The sequence below is a fragment of the Mesorhizobium sp. WSM4976 genome (genome assembly GCF_029625685.1).
Lineage (GTDB): Bacteria > Pseudomonadota > Alphaproteobacteria > Rhizobiales > Rhizobiaceae > Mesorhizobium.
Genome location: NZ_JARTVT010000001.1, coordinates 86,482 through 102,049, shown reverse-complemented (window position 1 = coordinate 102,049; position 15,568 = coordinate 86,482). Strand labels below are relative to the sequence as shown.

Genomic DNA, 15,568 nt, shown 5'->3' with positions numbered 1-15,568 from the left:
CTCAGGCGGCCAGGCGGGCGATCCGCTGCAGCCGCTTCAGCGTGGTGTCATCCTGAAGCGCCTGCTGGAAGAGCGTGATCTCGTGGTCGATGCGATCGCACAACACCGTCGTATCGCCCTTGAGAAGGCTCCGCGTCTGCAGCAACGCCGCCACCGGCTTTTTGGCAAGCTGCTTCGCCCTCCCCAGCGTTGCTTCCTCGGCGCTGCCTTGCGTCACGATCTCGCCGACAAGGCCGAGGGCCTTGGCATCCTCGACGCCGAGCGTGTCGCCCAGGCAAAAGAAGCGGAAGGCGCCTGCATAGCCGAGCTTCTGGGGCGCCAGGATGCTGGTCGCCGCGTCCGGCACCAAGCCGAAATCGACGAACGGCACCCTGAAGGTGCTGCCCTTCGAGGCGATCACCATATCGCAGTGGAACAGGATGGTGCAGCCGACGCCAACGGCATCGCCGTCGACGCAGGCAAGCACCGGCTTGGGGAAGGTCGCCAGCATACGGAACATGTCGGTGACGGCGGCGATCAGCTCGCGGTGCTTGGTGGCGTCGAGGAATTCCGAGAAATCGCCGCCAAGGCAGAAACAGCCGGCAAGGCCACGCAGCATGACGACACGGACCTCGTCATTGACCGCGGCCTCACGGAAAGTGCTGGCGAGGCTCGCGTAGGCATGCCTGTCGAGCACCGGGCGGCCGTCATGCGAGGATACCGTGACGACCAGCGTGTGGCCGCGCAGTTCCGGTTCGGGATGGAAACTCATGACCACCTCCCCGCTCACGAAGCCTGCTTCAGGCCGAGCAGGCCCGGATAACCGCGGCTCAGCACCGGCAGGAAGTGGTTGCGGCGGGCTCGCACGACCCCGAGCGTATGCTCGGTGAAGGTGAGCAGGGTCGCCACGACCTGCTGGTTGCCATAGGTGCGCTGGTAGCCGAGCGGCTTTGCCAGGAAGTGCAGTTGCAGCGCTCTGAGCACCCACATCGGCTCAAACTCGATGATGACCTGGTTGACGTTGCGCTTCAGGCCCCATTCGACGAAGCCTGCGATCAGTTCGGTGCCGACCGTCGAGACGCCGCGCTTGCCGTCACGGAAACCCGGAGCCACCGCGTAGCGTGTGAGTTCCCACACATTCGGTCCCGAGGGGGACTGCCCCTCGCAGAGATCGGACAGCACATCCGACAGAAGATGCGGCCGCGTCGTCGGCAGCATGCGCTGGTAACCGGCCAGCTCGCCGTTGCGGATCACAAGGTGGTGCTCGGCCTCGTCATGGTCGAACTGATCTATCTCGAGCTGGTCGGGACGGTCGAGATCGGTCCATCCCATCTCCTCGACAAAGATCTTGTAGCGTAGGCGATGGACGGCCTCCCAAAGGTCGGGGCGTTCCATCAATTCCTGAGTGGTAAGGGCAAAGAGCATTAGCCGTCTCCTGGGCTTAAGAGGATGATACGGCCGGGCTTTCCCGAAAATATTACGCGAACGCGTAGGCAAGAATTCTAGGCCGGCACGGCCGACCTGGCTAATATAGCCACGCCTAATGGCCTCCGCGACTGCCTGCACACGGTTGGCGGTGGCCAGTTTGATTTGGCGTTAAGAAATCATTAGCCCTCTCCCAAGAGGGAGATTCGGCTGCGCTTTTCTGAAAATATCACGTGATCGCGTAGGCTGAAATCTTCCAGGTCGGCACGGCCGGCCTAACTGATATAGCCGCGCCTAATGGCCTCGGCGACTGCCTGCACCCGGTTGGCGGCGCCGAGTTTGCTCTTGGCGTTAAGAAGATGTTTCTCGGAAGTGTGTTCCGAGATGCCTAAAATTTGAGATATCTCCCATTCGGACTTGCCGACAGCGGCCCATTGCAGGCACTCCCGCTCACGCGCCGTCAATTCAATGTGATCGACGAGGCTATCTGCCTTGGTGTGCAATTGCATCGCGCGGCCGATGGCATAGGTCGACGCCAGGGAGACCATTCCGAATTCCTGGTCCGACAGTTCAACGGATTCACCGCCCAGCGAGACCATGACGATCTGTCCGTCGAGCGTCACCAACGGAAACGCAAGACCATCGCGCAACTTGAACTCGCGCGCATCGCCCATGACTTCGTCGCTGCTCTTGTCGATCACGGCGCTCTTGGACGCGTCCCGCCATTGGAATGGCGCCTGAAGCTGTTTCATGTGACTGACGACCGGATCGTGGTCGACATAGTTGCGCGCCACGTAGCGCTCCAGCCATTCGCCGGGCCAATCGCAAAGCATCACATGCTGTTTCTGCCGGCCGCGCGGCGTGCGCGGTTGAGGCACGGTTCCCGCCATAAGGGCGGTCAGGCCGAAATTCGAGGTGACGCCGAGCAGTCTCTCGCAAACCGCGGCCGCGGTTCCAGCATTCTGCAACTGGTCTATGTATTCCAGAGTTCTATCGAATAGGCCCATCGCAACATCTACCCCATGTTGCTTCTGTTTTTCATTACCGAGGATAGATGCCCGAACACCTCTTCGCCATCAACCCCCGCGTCGCAATCTCCTCAGCACACTCGGCAGCTTCCCCCTTCCGGCACGCCAGATCACTTGCAGACGCGCTAAACCATACGCCTAATTTGGTGGCTTGAAATCAAAAACCGTTGTGCCTGCCCCATTTTCATACGAAAAGCCTGCAAACAGGGAACTGGGCGGAGCCTTATCGTGATCTTGCGGTGGATAATTCTGGCCCTGATGTCCGCACTTGCCGGCGTATTGCCCTTTGCCGGGGCGACTCAAGGCGCGGAGCCGCAGGTGCCGGTGCTGTGGGATGCCAAGGAGCGGTTGCCGAAACCCGATCTCTCCGCGCTGCCGCGACTCAGATTCCTCACGACCACCGATTTTCCGCCCTTCAACTTCCTCGACGGCTCGGGTCGCCTGTCCGGTTTCCACATCGACCTGGCGCGGGCGATCTGCGCGGAATTGGGCGTCGTCGAGAAATGCCAGGTCCAGGCTCTGCCGTGGAACGAGTTGGAGGATGCCTTGCAGAAGGGTGAGGGCGAGGCGATCATTGCCGGCATTGCCGCAACGCCGGAGAGCCGCGAGAAATACGCCTTCTCGCGCTCCTATATGCAGTTCCCGGCGCGCTTCATCATGCCCAAGGCGAAGGCTTTCGCCGAGCCGATCCTCGACAAGCTGCGCAGCAAGCGGGTGGGCGTCGTCGCCGGCTCGGCACATGAGAAAATGCTGCGCGATTACTTCCGCACCGTGCAGGTGGTGACCTTCGACACACCGGAAGACCTCTATGCCGATCTCAAGGCCGGCAAGATCGACGCCGCCTTCGGCGACGGCATGCGCTTCGCCTTCTGGCTGGGTGGCACCGACGCGGCCGGCTGCTGCCGCTTTGCCGGCGGTTCCTATCTGGCACCGGAATATTTAGGCTCGGGCATGGCGATCGCCACCAGGGCGGGCGATCCGGCGCTGGCCGCCGCCTTCGATTATGCGCTGCAGGAAATCTCGATCAAGGGCACCTTCGCCGAGTTTTATCTGCGCTATTTCCCGGTGAGCTTTTTTTAGGTCAGCGTGCGCAGACGGGCTTTCGCAGCACGCGCGATCGCGGCCACCGTCAGGGTATCGAGGTCGAGCTTGAGGCGGATGAGCTGCAGCACCCTGACCTCCTCCATGCGCATTTCGAGATCGACGGCGGCGACTTCGAAAGCGGCGGCGTAGGCGGTATCGCGCAGCCGCTCCGGGAGCGCTTCGGCAACGCGGGCCAGCACGCCTTCCAGCCCGCCCTTCTCATGCAGCGCCTTCTGGCAGGCTTGCGCCACCGGAATCAGCCTGTCCTGGTTGAAGTCGACGAAGACCGGCCATGAACGAACGACGTCGCCGATCCGCGCCAGTTCGACATCGGTCATGTCGCGATCGGAAGCCGAGGTGATGACCATCAGGTGGATCAGGGCTTCGTGCGGCGTCAACAAAGGCATTCAAAACTCCTGACAGCGTGCATGTCATTCCCCCCGAACCGCGACTCACTTTTTGGGTGACATGTATTTGTAAGCGAGGCTCGAACGTAGGAGCGCAATTGTGGCGCCGCAAGGAAAACCGCCGCAAATCGTTGACGCTCCGGCCTGTCGCGCCTAGAGACCGGTCGACAAATCTTATCCGCCGCAAGACGGCCATGACTGGAACTTCGATATGACGGGATCAAACCTCATCGATCTCAATCCCGAGATGCTTACCGCGGCGACCGAGAGCAAGGCCTGGCCGTTCGAGGAAGCCAAGAAAATCATCGCCCGGTACAAGGGCAAGGACTTTCCAGAGACCGTGCTGTTCGAGACCGGCTACGGCCCGTCCGGCCTGCCGCATATCGGCACCTTCGGCGAGGTGGCACGCACGACCATGGTGCGGCATGCCTTTCGTGTGCTGACGCAGGACGAGGTCAAGACCAAGCTTCTGTGCTTCTCAGACGATATGGACGGCATGCGCAAGATCCCGGAAAACGTGCCGGACCGCGCCGCGCTCGAGCCCTATCTGCACATGCCGCTGACCTCGGTGCCTAACCCATTCGGCGGCGACTATGCAAGCTTTGCCGACCACAACAACGCGATGCTGTGCCGCTTCCTCGACACGTTCGGCTTCGATTACGAGTTCGCCAGCGCAACCAAATACTACAAGGCCGGCCGTTTCGATGAAGTGCTGCTGCGCGCCGCCGAACGCTATGACGACATCATGGGCGTGATGCTGCCGACGCTCGGGCCGGAACGCCAGGCGACCTACAGCCCGTTCCTGCCGATCTCGCCGACGAGCGGCCGCGTGCTCTACGTGCCGATGAAGAATGTCGACGCCAAGGCCGGCACCATCACTTTCGACGACGAAGGGACGGTGACGACGCTGCCGGTCACGGGCGGCCATGTGAAGCTGCAGTGGAAGCCGGATTTCGGCATGCGCTGGGCGGCGCTCGGCGTCGATTTCGAGATGTTCGGCAAGGACCACCAGACCAACGCTGCCATCTACGACCGCATTTGCAACATCCTCGGCGGCCGCGCGCCCGAGCATTTCGTCTACGAGCTGTTCCTCGACGAGGAAGGCCAGAAGATCTCGAAGTCGAAGGGCAATGGGCTGACCATCGACGAATGGCTGACCTACGCGCCGACGGAGAGCCTCGGCCTCTATATGTATCAGCGGCCGCGGCAGGCGAAGAAGCTCTATTTCGACGTCATTCCGAAGGCGGTGGACGAATATTACGCCTTTCTCGGCGCCTATCCGCGCCAGGACTGGAAGGAGCGGCTCGGCAATCCGGTCTGGCACATGCATGACGGCAACCCGCCGGCCATCGACCTGCCGGTGCCGTTCGCCCTGCTGCTCAACCTGGTGAGCGCCTCCAACGCGCATGACAAAGAGGTGCTGTGGGGCTTCATCTCGCGCCATGCGCCGGGCGTGACGCCGAAGACGCATCCGGAGCTCGACCGGCTGACCGGCTACGCGATCCGCTATTTCGACGACTTCGTGAAGCCGACCAAGGTTTACCGCGCCGCCGACGAGGTGGAGCGCGAGGCGCTGGCGAGGCTTTCCGAGGCGCTTGGCGCGCTGCCGCAAGCCGCCGACAGCGAAGCGATCCAGAATGCCGCGCTCAATGTGGCGCGCAAGATCGAACGCTACCAGGACCATTCCAAGCAAAGCCCGGAAGGCGGACCCGGCGTGTCGGTCGCCTTCTTCCAGATGATCTATCAGGTGCTGATCGGGCAGGAACGCGGACCGCGCTTCGGGTCGTTCGCCGCGCTCTACGGCCTCGCCGAGACGCGCGCGCTTATTGAGCGGGCGCTATCTGGTCAGTTGGCGGCGTAACGCCGCCGCCATCGGCCGGCAGGATCGAATCCGGCGCGCCCGGCGCCGTACCCGACATGACCGGCACCGCCGGCAGGCCGTCAAGCTTCGGCGCCGGGCCGAAAATACCCTTCCTGGCCGTGCGGGCCTTATTCTCGGCCTCGAGGTAGGGGCCGCCTTGAGCGGCGCGCGCCCAGCCATTCTCCACCAGCCACTGGCCGATGTCCTGATTGCCGATATGGCATTCGGCGGAAATGGTGTCGCGGCCGCCCTCCGGCGGTACTGCGCAGGCGACCGCACGGCCGCGCAGGAAGGCGCGGAAGGCTGTCCTGGCGCGCGCGCCGCAGGCCCAGGTCTGGCCCTCGACGCTGCAGGTTTCGTCCGCCTTGACGGCGTCCACGCCGGACACGGCGACCGCATAGCCCTTCGCCTCGATCAGCCCGGCGGCGGTGGCGACCGGCTGAAACAATTTGGTGCCGTTCCAGTCGCCCAGCATCTTCATTTTGGGCTTGGGCGGCCCGGCCAGCGCGAGATCGCTGAGCGGCGCGCGCGGTTCGACCCGTTCGAGTTCCTGGTCCGACAGCTCGGGCGGCGCCACGACGTCGGGATCGATGGCCCTTGAGCGAACAACGGGGTTCGATGGCTGCGGAGCGGCAGGCGCGGGAATGGCCGAGGTCAACGGCTCTTCCGGGGGCGTATCCACGCCTGAAGCGGAGAGCGTATCATCCCCGGCGGCGGGGAGCGCACCGGCGATGGGATCGATCGGATCGACCGTGATGACGCTCTCATGCCCCTTGACCACGCGGCCGCCTGCCACGACGAGGGCGGCCATCACCGGAACCGCCAGAACTGTCAGGATGGTCTGAAGAAGCCGCACCAGCCGGACCTACTGGCTCGCCCAGACGATGCGCGCCACCCATTCGATTTCGCGCGTCGGGATGTCCCGGTCCGGGTGGGCGGGGTTGAGCGAAACCAGCACGATTGATTTAACCGTTTGCCGGTCGAGCACCTTGGCCATCACCTCCCCGGCGGTGGTCTTCACGACGACGCGGTCGCCCTTGCGCGTCGGCGCGCCGGGTTCGACGATCAGCACATCGCCGTTGCGGTAGAGCGGCAACATGGAATCGCCCTGCACCTGCAGGGCGTAGGACGTCTCGGTCGCCCGCGCCGGAAGCTCGACCAAATCCCAGCCCTGCCCCGCCGGATAGCCGGCATCGTCAAAGAAGCCTCCCGCGCCGGCCTGGGCGAAGCCGAGCAGCGGAACCGCGCTGCGGTGTTGGGCGACGGAGCCGCCACCGCGCCCTTCGACAAGTCCAGTGAATTCCTCGAGCGACGCGCCGGTGGCCTCGATGATCTTGGCCAGCGACTCGGTCGAGGGCCAGCGCGGCCGGCCGTCGGAGGACAGGCGCTTCGACTTGTTGAAGGCTGTCGAATCGAGGCCCGCGCGCCGGGCAAGGCCGGAAGCCGACAGCGAATAGCGCTCGGCGAGAGCGTCGATTGCGGCCCAGACGCGATCGTGTGAGAGCAAGTCGGCTCTCCTTCAAAACAGGAAAAAATGCCTCGGCGTTGTCTAGCGCGCGACCATCTGATTGTCCACTGGCGAAGGGTCGGATCGCCGACGATCAGATCTGCTTGGCCTGCTCGCGCAGGTTCTTGTGCGAAATCATGAACGCCCGTTCGGATTCGGTCGGCGGACGGGGCCGGGCGGAATAGCCGAGCGCCGCGACGACATCGTCGATGTCGAGGAAGCGCCGACTGCCGCGGTCATAGACGCCGCCGGTGGTCATGATCAGCGCCGCGGTCTCGCCGCCATCGAGGACAAAGCGGTGCCGGCCGATGACGGACGTGCCTTCCCAGGTCTCGATCGACGACACCACTTGGAAGCGGCGCCACAGCTTGATCTCGCGCACATAGGCGACCTGCAGGCCGCCGATCATCGGCGCCCAGCCATTCTTTGCGCGCGAGCCCGATGAGGCCGACGCGCAGGAAGATGTCGATGCGGCCAAGATCGGCCAGCATCATGTAGCGTGCATTGTTGAGATGGAGGTTGAAGTCGACGTCGATCGGCAGGCAGCGAAAGGCCAGCCGGCTTTCCTCGCCGACTCTGTAGGCGCCACGGCTCGACGCCGTGGCCATGGTGCGTGCCATTCGCCCCCAGACATACATCCTGGTTGGTCAGGCCGCTTCTTTGACCTCACCCTTCTGGTACGGGTCGAAGCGCTGGTAGAAGGTCTCGCCCTTCTCGGCCATGTCGAGCAGAAGCTTCGGCGCCTTGAACTCGGCGCCATATTTCTTCTGCAGGCCCTTGGCGATCTTGACGAAACGCTTGGCGCCGATGCCGTCGATGTAGGACAGCGCGCCGCCGGTGAACGGCGCGAAACCGAAGGCGAGGATCGAGCCGACATCCGCCTCGCGCGGATCGGTGACGATGCCTTCCTCCATCACCCGCGCCGCTTCCAGCGCGATGGCGACCAGCAGGCGCTGCTTCAGCTCCTCATAGTCGACCTTGTCGGGGTTGAGCTGCGGATAGAGGTCCTTCAGGCCCGGCCACAGCTTCTTCTTCGCCGGCTTTGCCGGATAGTCGTAGAAGCCCTTGCCGTTCTTACGGCCGAAGCGACCATGCGTGTCGACCATGGTGTTGATCAGCGCCATCTGCTTCGGATCGACGGCCTTCTCGCCGAGATCCCTGATAGTCTGCTTCATGATCTTCTGGGCAAGGTCGACGGCCGTCTCGTCGGTCAATGCGAGCGGTCCGACCGGCATGCCGGCTGCCTTGGCCGCATTCTCGATCATCGATGCCGGGACGCCTTCGATGAGCATCTTGTAGGCTTCCGACATATAGCGCAGCACGCAGCGGTTAACGTAGAAGCCGCGCGTGTCGTTGACGACGATCGGCGTCTTCTTGATGGCGCGCACGAAGTCGAAGGCGACAGCCAAAGCCTTGTCGCCCGTCTTCTTGCCGAGGATGATCTCGACAAGCATCATCTTGTCGACCGGCGAGAAGAAGTGGATGCCGATGAAGTTCTTCGGCCGCGCCGAATTCTTCGCCAGGGCGGTGATCGGGATCGTGGACGTGTTCGAGGCAAAGATCGTCGACGACTTCAGCACCGCCTCGGCCTTCTCGGTAGCATCCTTCTTGACGCCCGAATCCTCGAAGACCGCCTCGACGACGAGGTCGCAGCCGGAAAGGTCGGCATAGTCCGCCGTCGGCGTGATCAGCGACAGGAGCTTGTCCTTGTCTTCCGGCTTGGCGCGGCCCTTCTTGACCTGATCGGCCATGAGGCTGTCGGAATGCGCCTTGCCCTTCTCGGCCGACGGCAGGTCGCGGTCGAGCAGCACAACCGGAATGCCGGCTTTTGCCGTGACATAAGCGATGCCGGCGCCCATGAAGCCGGCGCCGAGAATGCCGATCTTCTTGAACTTGGTGTCCGGCACGCCTGCCGGGCGGCGCGCGCCCTTGTTCAGTTCCTGCAGCGACAGGAACAGCGAGCGGATCATCGCTGCCGCTTCCTTGGTCTGCATGATCTCGGTGAAATAGCGCTGCTCGATCCTGAGCGCCGTGTCGAAGGGCACCAGGAGGCCTTCATAGACGCATTTCAGGATCGCGGCCGCCGCCGGGTAGTTGCCATAGGTCTCGCGGCGCAGGATGGCGATGGCCGGCGGCCAGAGATTGGCGCCGGCCGCCGAATAGATCGGACCGCCCGGCAGCTTGAAGCCCTTCTCGTCCCAGGGCGCCACTGGCTTCAGGCCGTTCCTGATCATCGCCTTAGCCGTCTCGATAAGCATCGGAGGCGGGGCGACCTCGTGGATCAGGCCCATCTGCTTCGCCTTCTGTGGCGAAAGGTTCTGGCCGGTGGTCAGCATCTGCAGCGCCTGCTGCTGGTCGGTCAGCCGCGGCACGCGCTGGGTGCCGCCGGCGCCGGGGAAGATGCCGATCTTCACCTCGGGGAGCGCCATCTTCACCTTGTCGGAATCGGCGGCGACGCGGCCATGGCAAGCGAGCGACATCTCGAAGGCGCCGCCCATGCAGGTGCCGTTGATTGCAGAGACGAACGGCTTGCCGCAGGTCTCGATCTTGCGGAACAGGCCAGTCATATAGCCGGCATTGTCGAACAGCGTCCTAGTTGCCTTGTCGAGATCCGTCTCCTTGTCGGCGGCGAAGGTGGCCAGCATCTTCTGCAGCATGGTGATGTCGGCACCGCCGGAGAAGCTGTCCTTGCCCGAGGTGATGACCGCGCCCTTGATGGCGGCATCGCCGGCCACCTTATCGACGATGGTGTTCAGCTCACGCATCACCTCTTCGGTGAAGACGTTCATCGAGCGATCCGGCATGTCCCAGGTGATCAAGGCAATGCCGTCGGCGTCCACGTCGAGGGTGAAATTGGTGTAGCTCATAGTCTCTCTCCCTCAGACGCGTTCGATAATGGTGGCGGTGCCCATGCCGGCGCCGATGCAGAGCGTGACCAGCGCGATGTTGAGGTCGCGGCGCTCTAGCTCGTCCAGCACCGTGCCCAGGATCATTGCGCCGGTGGCGCCGAGCGGATGGCCCATGGCGATCGCGCCCCCATTGACGTTGATTTGGTCATGCGAAATGTCGAATGCCTGCATGTAGCGCAGCACGACCGAGGCGAAGGCCTCGTTGAGCTCGAACAGGTCGATGTCCGACTGCTTCATCTTGGCGCGCTTCAACAGCTTCTCGGTGACGTCGACCGGACCGGTCAGCATCAGCACGGGCTCAGAGCCGATATTGGCGAAAGCACGGATGCGCGCGCGCGGCTTCAGCCCCATCGTCTTGCCGGCCTTTTTGGAACCGAGCAGAACGGCGGCGGCGCCGTCGACGATGCCGGACGAATTGCCGGCATGATGGACGTGGTTCACTTCCTCCACTTCCGGATGCTTCTGCACGGCGACGGCGTCGAAGCCACCCATCTCGCCGGGCATCACGAAGGACGGGTTGAGCGAGGCCAGCGACTGCATGTCGGTCGAAGGCCGCATGTGCTCGTCATGGTCGAGGATCGTAAGGCCGTTCTGGTCCTTGATCGGGATCACCGACTTCTTGAAGCGGCCCTCGCCCCAGGCCTTGGCGGCGCGCCTCTGGCTCTCGACGGCATAGGCGTCGACGTCGTCGCGGGAAAAGCCGTATTTCGTGGCGATCAGATCGGCCGAGATGCCCTGCGGCACGAACCAGCCGGGCAGGCCGACGGAGGGGTCCATGAACCAGGAACCGCCGGACATGCCCATGCCGACGCGCGACATGGATTCGACGCCGCCGGCAATGACGATTTCGTCCGCGCCTTGCGCGATCTTGGCGGCGCCGAAATTGATGGCGTCGAGACCCGAAGCGCAAAAGCGCGAAATCTGCATGCCGGGCGCCGACGTCGCGTAGCCTGCCTCGAAGGCGGCAGCGCGCGGAATGACGGAGCCCGCCTCGCCGACGGGGTCGACGCAGCCAAAGATGATGTCGTCGACAGTGCCTGTGTCGAGCCCGTTGCGGTCGCGCAGCGCCTCCAGTGTCTTCGCCGCAAGCCGCACCGCCGGAACCTCATGCAGCGAGCCATCCTTCTTGCCCCTGCCGCGCGGCGTGCGCACGGCGTCATAGACGTAGGCCTCAGTCATTTTCGTGCTCCTTGGCTTTGCCGGCCGCGGCGCTCAGAGAGAGCGCCCGATCAGCAATTTCATGATCTCGTTGGTGCCGCCATAGATGCGCTGGACCCGGGCGTCGCGGTACATGCGGGCGATCGGATATTCATTCATGTAGCCATAGCCGCCATGCAGTTGAAGGCATTCGTCGACGACTTTGCCCTGCAGATCGGAAAGCCAGTATTTGGCCATCGAGGCAGTCACGGGGTCCAAGCCGCCGTCGATGTGGCGGGCGACGCAGTCATTGTAGAAGACGCGGCCGATGGTGGCCTCGGTCTTCAATTCGGCCAGCTTGAACTGGGTGTTCTGGAAATCGATGACCGCCTTGCCGAAGGCTTTGCGCTCCTTGACGTAGTCGATGGTGAGCGCCAGCGCCCGCTCGATCATGGCGATCGCCCCCGTGCCGATCTGCAGACGCTCTTGCGGCAATTGCTGCATCAGCTGAACGAAGCCCTTGCCTTCCTCGTGGCCGAGCAGGTTGGAGGTCGGCACGCGCACATCGTTGAAGAACAGCTCGGAGGTGTCGTTCGACTTCAGCCCTATCTTATCGAGGTTGCGGCCACGCTGAAAACCCTCGACCTCGTCGGTCTCGACGACGATCAGCGAGGTGCCCTTGGCGCCTTTGTCCGGATCGGTCTTGGTGACGACGATGATCAGGTTGGCAAGCTGGCCGTTGGTGATGAAGGTCTTGGAGCCGCTGATCTTGTAATGGTTGCCGTCCTTTTCGGCGCGGGTCTTGACGCCCTGCAGGTCGGAGCCGGCGCCGGGCTCGGTCATGGCGATGGCGCCGATAAGCTCGCCGGTCGCAAGCTTGGGCAGCCATTCCTGTTTCTGCTCCTCGGAGCCGTAGTGGAGGATGTAAGGGGCGACGATCGAATTGTGCAGGCCGATGCCGAAGCCGTCGACGCCGACATGGCCGATCGCCTCGATGATGGCGCTCTCATGCGCGAAAGTGCCGCCGGAGCCGCCGTATTTCTCCGGCATCGACGCGCAGAGCAGGCCTGCCGCTCCAGCCTTCAGCCAGCTCTCGCGGTCGAACATCTCGTTCTTCTCGAACTCGTCGTAGCGCGGCGCGATCTCTTCGGCCATGAAGCGGGACGCCATGTCGTAGAGCATGCCGACCTCATTCGCCGCCCAGGCGGGCTTCGGAAGACCAAGAATTTCGGCTGGATTTGTCGTCACGATTTCCTCCGCGTTCCGACGATTGTGGGCCGGCGGCGCCGGCCCGCCGAACCTAGAACGCTTCCGCCGGCAGCGCCATTAGTGTGTCCGCGCCGCTGGAAATGCGGGCAAGCCGCGTCGCCGTTTCCGGCATGATGCGCTCCATGAAGAAGCGCGCCGTGACCAGCTTGGTGTCGTAGAACGCCGCAGCGCCATTGGCGCCATCCGCCAGCTTGGCCTGCGCGGATTTCGCCATCTGCGCCCACATATAGCCGAGCGCCACCAGGCCGAAGAGATGCATGTAGTCGGTCGAGGCGGCTCCCGCATTGTCGGGCTTGGCCATAGCGTTCTGCACCAGCCACATGGTAGCGGCCTGCAGGTCGTTGAGGCCCTTCTTCAGCGCCTTGGTAAAGGGCGCCATCTTCTCGTCGGCGCGGTTCTCATCGCAGAACTCGCCGACCTCCTTGAAGAAAGCCTGCACGGCGCGGCCGCCGTTCAGCGCGAGCTTGCGGCCGACGAGGTCGAGCGCCTGGATGCCGTTGGCGCCTTCATAGATCATGGCGATGCGGGCATCGCGCACGAACTGGCTCATGCCATGCTCTTCGATGTAGCCGTGGCCGCCGAACACCTGTTGCGCCATCACGGCGTGGTCAAACCCCTTGTCGGTCAGCACGCCCTTGACCACCGGCGTCATCAGGCCGGTGTAGTCGTCAGCCGCCTGGCGGTCCTTGTCGTCGCCGGAACGATGCGCGACGTCGGACTTGATGGCGGTCCACAGCGCCAGCGCGCGGCCGGCCTCGTTATAGGCCTTCATCGTCATCAGCGAGCGGCGGATGTCCGGGTGGACGATGATCGGGTCTGCCTTCTTGTCCGGCGCCTTGGCGCCCGACAGCGAGCGGCCCTGCAGCCGGTCCTTGGCATAGGAGACGGCGTTTTGATAGGCGATCTCGGAGACCGAAAGCCCCTGCAGGCCGACGCCGAGGCGGGCCTCGTTCATCATCGTGAACATGGCCTTCAGGCCGCCGTTCAATTCGCCGAGCAGCGTGCCCTCGGCCTCGTCATAATTCATGACGCAGGTCGAGTTGCCGTGGATGCCCATCTTCTCCTCGAGCGAGCCGCAGGAGAGCGTGTTGCGTTCGCCGGGATTGCCCGCGGCATCGAGCTTGAACTTGGGCACGATGAACAGCGAGATGCCCTTGACACCTTCCGGCGCGCCTTCGACGCGGGCCAGCACCAGATGGACGATGTTGTCCGACATGTCGTGCTCACCGGCGGAGATGAAGATCTTCTGGCCGGAAATCCTGTAAGCGCCGTCGCTATTGGGAACGGCCTTGGTGCGCAGCAGGCCGAGATCGGTGCCGCAATGCGGCTCGGTGAGGTTCATGGTGCCGGTCCAGCCGCCCTCGACCAGCCTGGGCAGCCAGGTGGCCTTCTGTTCCTCCGTGCCATGGGTGACGATGGCCGCGATCGCGCCTTGCGTCAGGCCGGGATACATCATCAGCGCCATGTTGGCCGAGATCATGTATTCGGAGACGGCGGTGTGGACCGCATAGGGCAGGCCCTGGCCGCCGAACTCGGCGGGTGCTGCAAGCCCCATCCAGCCGCCCTCGCGATACTGGTCGTAGGCGTCCTTGAAGCCCTTCGGCGTCGTCACCGAGCCGTCGTCATGGCGCACGCAGCCTTCCATGTCGCCGACGCGGTTCAGCGGGTGCATGACGTTCTCGGCGAGCTTGGCGCCTTCGGCGAGGATCGCCTCGACCACATCGGGCGTCGCGTCCGAGAAGCCGGGAAGATTGGAATAGCGCTGATAGCCCAGCACGTCGTTGAGCACGAACAGCGTGTCCTGGATCGGCGCCCTGTAGATCGTCATGCCTTCCTCCACCCATACAGTCCCGGCCGGCCGCAAGTTGCCTGTCCTGGACAGGGAGGCCGGGCCAATCTCGATGCTCCGATAGCAAATATTGACGTTTGCGTAAACGTCAACTTCGTCGCAGCCAGAAGTTTTTGTGAGCAGTCCGGCATTGTGACGACAAAAAAGCCGCGCGGCCATAGCCACGCAGCTTTCCATTCCCGGGGGTTTTCGCGGTTGAAGGCGAAATGCGGTCAGCCGGCGGCGCTGGCCTGCGCCGGAGCGGTGCGCTCGACGAGCATCTGACGCACGACCGACATCGAGTTGCTAAGCTCGCCGATAGCATCGTCGATCAGCGCGCGCTGCTTCTGCAGGCGGGCGAGCTGCTTCTCGGACTTGTCAAGCGCGAGCCGCAACTGCTTGGTGTTGGTGCCGGTCGGATCGTAGAGATCCATCATCTGCTTGACGTCTCGCAGCGAGAACCCGACCTTGCGGCCGAGCAGGATCAGCTTGAGCCGAGCCTTGTCGCGGCGCGTGAAAAGTCGGGTCGACCCGTCGCGATGCGGATTGAGAAGGCCCTTGTCTTCATAGAAACGCAGCGTGCGCAGCGTCACGCCGTATTTCTTGGCCATCTCGCCGATGCGGACGAATTCCTCGCCGGCCTCGGCCGGAATGTCATTTGTATTGGCCGCGGCTTCGCCGGGCGAAACGAGTTTCATGGTCACTGGCTTTCCCCTGATGGCGTCGCGGTCGCGGACCAAGCGTCGCCAGAATGGAAGCGGGGGCGTGCTTCCAATCGTGGTTGCAACAAATCAATCGCAAGAGGCAAGCTTCGTACCTTTTACGTTTACGTCAATCCTATACCGATAGCAGCAAGCTGACGCAAGGGCGTTGTCGGATCCCGCCTTTATGCCGCACCCAGGCACCAGCTTGGCAGGCAGCTCACGATTTATGCTCGGCTTCTTAAGCTTGGTTAACGCCTTGTTTACCACGTTGGGCGAAATGTGCGCATGTCGGTCACCCGTGGTTATCCTGTAGCGAAGTTTTCACGGTTTTCGAAGCGCGGGTAAACCCGGGAAGCTCGCCTTCCTCCGCAGCAAAACCGCTCGGCTCGCTTCGTTCCCGGCACGCGACTTGAAACCGGCCTTCGGCCGGT

At 63.4% G+C, this 15,568-nt stretch carries 13 protein-coding genes and 1 pseudogene; 2 read left to right on the top strand and 12 right to left on the bottom strand.

The annotated features are described in order from the left end of the window. Position 1: 1 nt before the first annotated feature. From P9272_RS00475 to P9272_RS00465, 3 genes are all read right to left on the bottom strand, one after another. Positions 2-751, bottom strand: coding sequence for an enoyl-CoA hydratase-related protein (locus tag P9272_RS00475; protein WP_128256835.1), 750 nt, complete (start codon positions 749-751; stop codon positions 2-4). A 14-nt stretch (positions 752-765) separates the two neighbouring features. Beyond that, entirely contained in the window at positions 766-1,404 is a 639-nt protein-coding gene (locus tag P9272_RS00470; RefSeq protein ID WP_128256836.1) for a GNAT family N-acetyltransferase, read from the bottom strand. A 275-nt stretch (positions 1,405-1,679) separates the two neighbouring features. Continuing rightward, positions 1,680-2,411: a LuxR family transcriptional regulator gene (locus P9272_RS00465; RefSeq protein ID WP_278158002.1), complete on the bottom strand. Its 732-nt coding sequence runs from the start codon at positions 2,409-2,411 to the stop codon at positions 1,680-1,682. Between the two features lie 279 nt (positions 2,412-2,690). Between P9272_RS00465 and P9272_RS00460 the strand changes: the two genes are divergently transcribed. After that, positions 2,691-3,512 (top strand): transporter substrate-binding domain-containing protein, encoded by an 822-nt coding sequence (locus tag P9272_RS00460; RefSeq protein ID WP_278158000.1) that lies wholly within the window; start codon positions 2,691-2,693, stop codon positions 3,510-3,512. Here the strand turns inward: P9272_RS00460 and P9272_RS00455 are convergent. Continuing rightward, positions 3,509-3,922: a tellurite resistance TerB family protein gene (locus P9272_RS00455; protein ID WP_278157998.1), complete on the bottom strand. Its 414-nt coding sequence runs from the start codon at positions 3,920-3,922 to the stop codon at positions 3,509-3,511. The two genes, P9272_RS00460 and P9272_RS00455, sit on opposite strands and share 4 nt — an antisense overlap. A gap of 211 nt (positions 3,923-4,133) precedes the next feature. Between P9272_RS00455 and P9272_RS00450 the strand changes: the two genes are divergently transcribed. Continuing rightward, complete coding sequence (locus tag P9272_RS00450; protein ID WP_278157997.1) at positions 4,134-5,783, top strand: lysine--tRNA ligase; 1,650 nt, start codon at positions 4,134-4,136, stop codon at positions 5,781-5,783. Here P9272_RS00450 and P9272_RS00445 read toward each other — a convergent pair. From P9272_RS00445 to P9272_RS00410, 8 genes and pseudogenes are all read right to left on the bottom strand, one after another. Then, the gene (locus tag P9272_RS00445; protein WP_278158570.1) at positions 5,746-6,594 is read right to left on the bottom strand and encodes a thermonuclease family protein; all 849 of its coding nucleotides are present in this window, start codon (positions 6,592-6,594) and stop codon (positions 5,746-5,748) included. The two genes, P9272_RS00450 and P9272_RS00445, sit on opposite strands and share 38 nt — an antisense overlap. 54 nt (positions 6,595-6,648) lie before the next feature. Next, positions 6,649-7,290, bottom strand: a complete 642-nt coding sequence (locus tag P9272_RS00440) for a helix-turn-helix transcriptional regulator (RefSeq protein ID WP_278157996.1) — start codon at positions 7,288-7,290, stop codon at positions 6,649-6,651. 94 nt (positions 7,291-7,384) lie between these two features. Then, positions 7,385-7,928: pseudogene (locus P9272_RS00435) on the bottom strand (thioesterase family protein). A gap of 9 nt (positions 7,929-7,937) precedes the next feature. Further along, the gene (locus P9272_RS00430) at positions 7,938-10,157 is read right to left on the bottom strand and encodes a 3-hydroxyacyl-CoA dehydrogenase NAD-binding domain-containing protein (RefSeq protein WP_278157994.1); all 2,220 of its coding nucleotides are present in this window, start codon (positions 10,155-10,157) and stop codon (positions 7,938-7,940) included. A gap of 12 nt (positions 10,158-10,169) precedes the next feature. Then, entirely contained in the window at positions 10,170-11,378 is a 1,209-nt protein-coding gene (locus P9272_RS00425; protein WP_278157992.1) for an acetyl-CoA C-acetyltransferase, read from the bottom strand. A gap of 33 nt (positions 11,379-11,411) precedes the next feature. After that, positions 11,412-12,584, bottom strand: a complete 1,173-nt coding sequence (locus tag P9272_RS00420) for an acyl-CoA dehydrogenase family protein (RefSeq protein WP_278157990.1) — start codon at positions 12,582-12,584, stop codon at positions 11,412-11,414. Between the two features lie 52 nt (positions 12,585-12,636). Next, on the bottom strand, positions 12,637-14,433 hold the full coding sequence (locus tag P9272_RS00415) for an acyl-CoA dehydrogenase (RefSeq protein ID WP_278157988.1): 1,797 nt from the start codon (positions 14,431-14,433) through the stop codon (positions 12,637-12,639). 233 nt (positions 14,434-14,666) lie between these two features. Next, entirely contained in the window at positions 14,667-15,131 is a 465-nt protein-coding gene (locus tag P9272_RS00410; protein ID WP_278158569.1) for a MerR family DNA-binding transcriptional regulator, read from the bottom strand. Between the last annotated feature and the right edge of the window lie 437 nt (positions 15,132-15,568).